Raw genomic sequence first — 8,227 nt, 5'->3', positions numbered from 1 at the left:
TACAGGCATGAAAAAAGGGCCACATAATTGTGACCCTTCTGTGATCCGCCTGGGGCTCGAACCCAGGACCCCAACATTAAAAGTGTTGTGCTCTACCTGCTGAGCTAGCGAATCAGACCTTATTGCTGTTAAGCGGGTGCAAAAGTAGACATATTTTTGATAAATACAAAAGTTTTCTCTCTTTTTTGTTATCTTTGCCAAGAAAACGTTCATTTTAGGTGAAATATACATTATTAATATAAATACTTTATGGCAACAGTTGACGATAAAAAGATTATCTTTTCTATGGTGGGGCTGAACAAGACCATTCAGCAGAATAACAAACAGGTGTTGAAGAACATCTATCTCTCGTTCTTTTATGGGGCGAAGATTGGTATTATCGGTCTGAATGGTTCTGGTAAATCCACTTTGCTGAAAATTATAGCCGGATTGGACAAGGCTTATCAAGGGGAAGTTGTTTTTTCACCAGGCTATTCGGTGGGATATCTGGCTCAGGAACCTTATCTTGATCCTGTGAAGACCGTGAAAGAAGTCGTTATGGAAGGTGTGCAACCCATTGTAGATGCACTTAACGAATATGAGGAAATCAATCAGAAGTTCGCTCTTCCCGAATACTATGAGGATGCAGACAAGATGGATAAATTGTTCGTCCGCCAGGGAGAACTTCAGGATATCATTGATGCGACTGATGCCTGGAATCTTGACAGCAAATTGGAACGTGCGATGGATGCCCTTCGTTGTCCGCCGGAAGACCAACTTGTGGAACATCTTTCAGGAGGTGAACGCCGCCGTGTTGCACTTTGCCGCCTGCTGTTGCAAAAACCGGATATATTGCTGCTGGACGAACCTACGAACCACCTCGATGCTGAGTCTATCGACTGGCTGGAACAACACTTGCAGCAATATGAAGGTACGGTAATCGCTGTAACCCACGATAGATATTTCCTCGACCATGTGGCAGGATGGATTCTCGAACTTGACCGTGGTGAAGGTATTCCTTGGAAAGGAAATTATTCCAGCTGGTTGGAACAGAAGACCAAACGTATGGAAATGGAAGAGAAAACGGCCAGCAAACGCCGTAAGACTTTGGAACGCGAGTTGGAGTGGGTACGCATGGCGCCTAAAGCCCGTCAGGCAAAGGGTAAGGCACGTTTGAACTCTTACGATAAATTGCTGAATGAAGACGTCAAGGAGAAAGAAGAGAAGTTGGAAATCTTCATTCCCAATGGTCCACGCCTTGGAAATAAAGTTATCGAGGCTAAACATGTAGCGAAGGCGTACGGTGACAAACTTCTGTTTGATGACCTTAATTTCATGCTTCCACCGAATGGTATCGTTGGTGTCATTGGTCCTAATGGTGCCGGTAAAACGACTTTGTTCCGTCTGATCATGGGGCTGGAGAATGTGGATAAAGGTGAGTTTGAGGTGGGAGAAACGGTGAAGGTGGCTTATGTAGACCAGCAACATCGCGATATCGACCCAAATAAGAGTGTCTTTCAGGTGATATCCGGAGGTACAGAACTGATTCGTATGGGAGGGCGTGATATTAATGCCCGTGCTTATCTGTCTCGTTTCAATTTCTCCGGTGGCGATCAGGAGAAACTGTGTGGTGTGCTTTCCGGTGGTGAACGTAACCGTCTTCACCTTGCTATGGCTCTGAAAGAAGAAGGTAATGTGTTGTTGTTGGATGAGCCTACCAATGATATTGATGTGAATACCCTTCGTGCTCTTGAAGAAGGTCTTGAAGATTTTGCAGGTTGTGCCGTAGTTATCAGTCATGACCGTTGGTTCCTCGACCGTATTTGTACGCACATTCTTGCCTTTGAAGGAGATTCGAATGTGTTCTACTTCGAAGGTTCCTACTCGGAATATGAAGAAAATAAGCAGAAACGTTTAGGAAAAGAAGAACCGACCCGCGTACGTTATAGAAAGTTGCTGAATGATTGATAATCGTAAAGAAGTGACAGCATAAGCAATGTTTTTGTGACAAATAGAAAGCTCCGCAGATTTCCTGCGGAGCTTTTTTGCTATAAAAGTTTCAATAAACCTTATATACTTTGAAAAAATGTAGCAGATATTTAATATGAATTTAAATCTTATTGGCTATATTTGTGTCTGAAAACAGTATTTAATATTTAATTAACACAATTATTTAACAAAAAGCAGAAGTATGAAAAGACATCTAATTCATTTCCTGTTGTTGGCTGTATTGTCTGTGTTTAGTGCTGTGGCATTTGCTCAGACTACAGTAAAAGGTCAGCTTGTTGACTCAGAGACAGGCGAGCCGTTGGTAGGTGCTGCTGTTATGGTGGAAGGTACTACACAAGGAACAGTGACCGATATTGATGGTTATTTTAAGCAGAATGTTGCACAAGGTGGAACCTTGCTGTTCAAGTATGTAGGTTTCAAAGACTTGAAGAAAAAGGTCACTCCAAAAGGTAACTTGGTGGATTTGGGCGTTATTCGGATGGAACCGGATGCGGTGATATTGAAAGACGTGACGATTACGTCATCCATAGCAGTTGCTCGTAAAACTCCGGTGGCTGTGTCTACTCTTGAACCGGCTTTCATAGAAGAAAAGTTGGGTACGCAGGAATTTCCTGAAATTTTGAAATCTACTCCGGGTGTATATGCTACGAAAGATGGTGGTGGCTATGGAGATGCTAAAGTGAATGTCCGTGGTTTTAAGAGTGAGAATGTAGCAATGATGGTAAATGGTGTGCCGATGAACGGTATGGAAAACCAAAAAGTGTATTGGTCCAACTGGTCTGGTATGTCCGATGTCACTCGTAGTATGCAGGTGCAACGTGGCTTGGGAGCTTCCAAAGTGGCTTCACCGTCAGTAGGTGGTTCGATCAATGTAATTACTAAAAGTACAGAAGCTAAGAGAGGTGGATCTGTTTCTTATGCTATGGGCAACGATGGTTATAACAAAATGTTGTTCACTGTGAATTCTGGTTTGTCAAAAGATGGATGGGCATTTACTCTGTTGGGTGCAAAGACATGGGGTGGTGGTTATATACAGGGTACCAACTTTGAAGGATATACATGGTTTGCCAACATTGCTAAGCGTATTAATGAAAACCATCAATTATCTTTGACCGCTTTCGGCGCTCCTCAGTGGCACAACCAGCGTAATTATAATAATGGTTTGTCTATCAAAGAGTGGCAGCGTGTACAGAATTATATGGGTGATGACAGTCCTTATAAATACAATTCAACTTTTGGTTATCGCAATGGACAAGCATTCAATTCTTCACGTAATGTATATCACAAGCCTCAGATTTCGCTTAATCATTTATGGCAGATTGACGCCAAATCAAGCTTGAGTACGGCGGCTTATGTTTCTATCGGTCGTGGTTATGGTTATAGTGGTACAGGAGACCGCAGCCACAGAAGCAAATGGTATGGAACTAACTCCAGCGGCTTGGTGAATACCGAGTTCCGTTGTCCGGATGGTACATTCGACTATGATGCTGTGGAGGCATTGAATACTCAAAGTACTACCGGTTCAAAAATGATTATGGCAAAATCTATGAACAACCACATGTGGTATGGATTGCTTTCCACATATACAACCAAGTTTGGCGAAAACTTTGATTTTTATGGCGGGATCGACTTCCGTTATTACAAAGGTCTGCATCAGAATGTAATCACAGATCTTTTTGGTGGTAAATATTTTGTTGATGCTGATAATCGTAAGAATGTACGTCCGGAAAATAATCCGTTAGGTCAAAGACCTGAATTTGTGAATCAGAAATTGGGGGTTGGCGATGTTATTTATCGTGACTATGATGGATTTGTTATGTACGAAGGTGCATTTGCTCAGTTAGAGTATAATCTGGATAAGTTGAGCGCTTTTGTTTCAGGTGGACTTTCCAATACGAGCTATTGGCGTAAGGATCGTTTGTATTATGCTGGTGATAAGGCCAAATCCAGCAAAGAGTACTATATGGGTGGCAATGTGAAAGGTGGTTTGAATTATAACTTGAATGAAAAGAACAACGTTTTTTTCAATGCAGGTTTCATCAGCCGTGCCCCGATGTTCGATAATACATTTATCAATTCTCAGACATCCCATGAACGCAATCCAGATGCAAAGAATGAAAAGGTGATATCATTCGAGTTAGGATATGGGTTCCGTAGTCGATTCTTTACTGCAAATGTGAATGCTTATTACACTAAGTGGATTGATAAATCACTTTATGATGGCGGATTCTATACCAATCAAGAAACAAAGACGGAGGAGCGTTGGACGATGAATTTATTGGGTGCCAATGCTAATCACATGGGTGTGGAAGTGGATTTCGTAGCCAAACTTGCGCGCTGGTTGGATGTAACAGGTATGTTCTCTTGGGGTGATTGGCGTTGGAATGGTACGGCTTCCGGTTATATGTTTAACGCTCAAGGGCAGATTATGGCAAATTCCGGTGGTACGGTGGTGACCGATATGACCAATGTAGAGCAGTATAAATATAATATAAAAATGGATAATGTTTCTGTGGGTGGCTCTGCGCAGACCACAGCAGCTTTGGGTATTAATGTTCGTCCGATGAAGGGATTGCGCATTAGTGCTGATTGGAATTTCTTTGCACGCAATTATGCAGATTATGATATTGCAATTGGGGATGCCACGCAAGATACTCCGTATGTAGTTAGCGATCCTTGGCAGATTCCGTCATATAGTACGTTTGATCTGAGCGCAGGTTATACCTTTGATTTTGGAAAGGTACGCGCCACGTTGAGCGGAAATGTGAACAACCTTTTCAACCAAGAGTATATAGCTGATGCCCGTGATGGCAGTACACATGATTGGGATAGTGCTACGCGTGTGCTTTACGGTTTTGGACGCACTTACTCAATCAGATTGAAGTTTAATTTCTAAACCTAAATAAAGAAGTAAAATTATGAATAAGAATTTTATATTTAGTATGTTTGCGACAGTGCTTCTTTTGGCAGGTTGCGATTATAATGAAGACAATTTTCCTGGATTCGATGATAATCCAGTAAAAGAGGTTGTGGTATATGAAGGTGATTATACAGGGAAGTATCCAACAGAAGGATATTTCACAGATAAGGGAAAGTTGCAGACTGCGATTGCCGGTGTGTTGGCAGAAATGTATCCTTATTGTGACAAGGGGTCTACTGCCAAGATAAATGTGCTGTTTGGCGACATTACCGAAGGCTTTAAGTCTGCCGATGTGTCGTATACGCTGACCAATGACGATTATGACTCCATGGGCGAGGATCAAGGCCAACCTGGAAAATATAACAACTTTGATTCAAATATGGATGTGGACTCTTATTTGAAATCTTTCTGTACAGCGAAATATGCTAATTTGGCCGAAGGAAAAACAGTGAGCATTACTTATAAGTATTATTCTGGTGGTGTTTCCAATCAGACCAAAACATATAAGAAAACCGCTGCTGGTTGGGATGAAATAGAGTTGGAGGTTTTTATGCCTGATAGTAGCTATACATTGCAAGATGAGGATTATGATTCCATGGGTACGGAAAGTGGTCAACCTGGAAAATATAATAATTTTGATTCCAACATGGATGTCGACTTCTATCTTCCTATTTTCTTGAAACAGAAATTTCCATATACTGAATCCGGGATGACCTGTGGAGTGACTTATAAGTATTATGCTAATAAGCAGACTACCGATAAGACCGCCATTTATAAGTATGATGGTGCTGCATGGTCTCCTTTCGATCCTTATGCAGATGTATGCGAGGTCTCTACGAAAGTAGCCGAAATGCTGTACGATGGTTCGGCGTGGACATTGACTCGTTTGTTGGGTGGTTCTATGAATGTGGCTTTTACACAAGAAGATTATGAAGTTCTGTTGGATTGGTCTTTGAAGAACAAGCCTGAATATAAGAGTACCAAGTATGATACGGAAGAGTATTATTTTGGTGTTTCTACATACTATCCAAACGTTAATAACGCGTACAATACTTGGAGAAACTATTATAATATTAATGGCGAGTATGATGGCAAGAGCGATGAAGAACTTCAGTCGATCATGGATGAGCGCTTGGCTTGGGGTATCGCTGAACTGGTTTTGCCTCTGCATATCACAGTACCTGATCCGGGTATCAGCTATGTTGTATCATATGCTGTTTATGGAGGTCGTGGTAATGGAACTTATGCTATGGCTTTCATGTATAATATGGAAAACGGTAAATATGAAAAGGTGTCCGATCCGGTAGCTCAATAATAGATAACTCATAATAGTAAGAAAGGGGCGATGCTCATCAAGTGTCGCCCCTTTTTAGGTTCTAAACTATTATTTTTGAAAATTGAGACTCACAAAAATGAAGACTGTATGAAAAATATGTTGAGACAAATTATAAGCATCTTCTGTGTGTTGTGCTTATGTGTAGCTTGCGGTACAGACGACCCTATCTTGGGGGAACCAACTCCAGAACAACCCAGCCCGCTTCCCGAAGAGAAAGTGATTGGAACGACAGAAAAAGGCTCTTTGCAATTGGTTATGTTGGGATATGAAGATAATGTGATTGGAGAAGGAGTGCTGAAACCGGAAGGATTGGAATCTGTCCTTTATATTAAGGATAAGAAAATAGTAGGTGAGTCTTATTCGTTTGCAGTATGTGATGCAGTGAAACGTTTGGATGCGATGCCTGCTTTTTCTACATTGTCTGATTGGAAAGAGTGGGGAACAGTGACTGAGGAAACAGTTTACTGGATACGCTACACGGCCGAGAAAGAATATACTTATATTAAATTACGTATAGCTTATATTGATGGAAACCGTGTTGGTGTGGAGTATCTTGTTTCTTCGCGCGAAGCTATTGTCAACGTCAATGCTAATCAAGCTGTAGAGGGCAAAGAATACGTTACCGATTACTCTATTCCTCATCTAAATCCGGATAACTATTATGTAGAGCATACTGTATCGGTTAACAACAAGAATGTGTTGAACTATGCATTGGAGTGGGATGCTACTGCCAAACATGCCGCTTGGGTAGCTTTTGTTTTTGATGAAACCACAAGAAAGAACAGTGTAAACAGAACTGAAGCTTGGGATGTGGATCCGCAACTGCCTAAAGATATGCAGACAAATAATGATCATCACCGTAACGACGGTTTTGATCGCGGACATCTCTGTGCTTCCGAAGATCGTGTATACGCTGGGACGGCAAATCGGCAAACTTTCTATTACAGTAATATGAGTCCGCAGTTCAATTCTTTTAATGGTGGTTTTTGGGCTGCATTCGAGAATCGTGTCAGGAGTTGGGGCAGGAGATCGTTTGATAAGCTCTATGTGACTAAGGGTGGAGCTTTGAACCAATTGCTTGTCAATTATACAGGTGAGAAGAAAGGTAACGATGGCGTATTTCCTCAAACCGATGCCGAAGGGCGTACCATTCATGGTCTGGCTTGTCCTAAGTATTACTATATGGCTGTATTGGCTGAAAAGAACGGTTCGTTTCAAGCTATAGGTTTTTGGATAGAACACCGGGATGATTATGGATATGAATATGGCGATAAGATTCCGGTAGATGTTATGCAAAAATATGCAGTCAGCATCGACAAGTTGGAACAGGAAACGGGTATCGACTTTTTCTGTAATCTGCCTGATGCGATAGAATCTAAGGTAGAGAGTGCATACGATGTGAACGATTGGGCTTGGTAAGAAGACCATAACGACTTGAAATTCGTCCCGTGAGACATTCATTTTCGTCTCATGGGACGTTTTTTTTCGTCTCATGAGACTGATTTTTTCATCTCACGGGACGAAATTTTTCATCTCGTGAGATCATTTTTTTTATCCCATGAGACTATTTTCTTTTGCAATGGTAAGCCTTATGATCTTCTTGATTTATCACATTATCCGTTGTCGGATTCAATAGAATTACATTATATCTTATATCTCATAACATTACTTGTAATGGAGCATAACAAGTAATGTAATGGAGCATAACAAGTAATGTAATGGAGCATAACAAGTAATGTAATGAAGCATAACAAGTAATGTAATGAAGCATAACAAGTAATGTAATGATGTCCAGCATTACTTCTTTGTATGGTGCGATACATTCCCCCGAACTAAAATAACAATAGAAATCAAATGTCGTCTTTCATCCCTCACATCTTTCACCCATCCGTTAATTATATAGTATACAGGTGTTTATGGTGAAATATCTTCCTGACTTTATCACTTTTTTAAAATTTTCTCATGAACCTGCCCTATAGATA

General features: G+C 41.1%; 4 protein-coding genes and 1 tRNA gene. 4 read left to right on the top strand and 1 reads right to left on the bottom strand.

Features of this window, described 5'->3' with window-relative positions; genetic code table 11:
• Positions 1 to 41 precede the first annotated feature (41 nt).
• Positions 42 to 114 (bottom strand) — tRNA-Lys (locus QZ323_RS14140).
• A gap of 135 nt (positions 115 to 249) precedes the next feature.
• Between QZ323_RS14140 and ettA the strand changes: the two genes are divergently transcribed.
• From ettA to QZ323_RS14120, 4 genes are all read left to right on the top strand, one after another.
• On the top strand, positions 250 to 1,947 hold the full coding sequence (gene ettA, locus QZ323_RS14135; RefSeq protein ID WP_294635343.1) for an energy-dependent translational throttle protein EttA: 1,698 nt from the start codon (positions 250 to 252) through the stop codon (positions 1,945 to 1,947).
• A gap of 223 nt (positions 1,948 to 2,170) precedes the next feature.
• Positions 2,171 to 4,885: a TonB-dependent receptor gene (locus tag QZ323_RS14130; protein WP_294635342.1), complete on the top strand. Its 2,715-nt coding sequence runs from the start codon at positions 2,171 to 2,173 to the stop codon at positions 4,883 to 4,885.
• 22 nt (positions 4,886 to 4,907) lie between these two features.
• Positions 4,908 to 6,224 carry a hypothetical protein gene (locus QZ323_RS14125; protein WP_294635341.1) on the top strand — a complete coding sequence of 439 codons (1,317 nt, stop codon included), beginning with the start codon at positions 4,908 to 4,910 and terminating at the stop codon, positions 6,222 to 6,224.
• Between the two features lie 117 nt (positions 6,225 to 6,341).
• Positions 6,342 to 7,664 (top strand): DNA/RNA non-specific endonuclease, encoded by a 1,323-nt coding sequence (locus tag QZ323_RS14120; protein ID WP_294635340.1) that lies wholly within the window; start codon positions 6,342 to 6,344, stop codon positions 7,662 to 7,664.
• Positions 7,665 to 8,227: the final 563 nt, after the last annotated feature.

It is taken from the genome of uncultured Bacteroides sp., assembly GCF_910585845.1.
Classification (GTDB): domain Bacteria; phylum Bacteroidota; class Bacteroidia; order Bacteroidales; family Bacteroidaceae; genus Bacteroides.
Note: the sequence above shows the minus strand (reverse complement) of the source record. Positions and strands in the feature narration are given on the sequence as shown.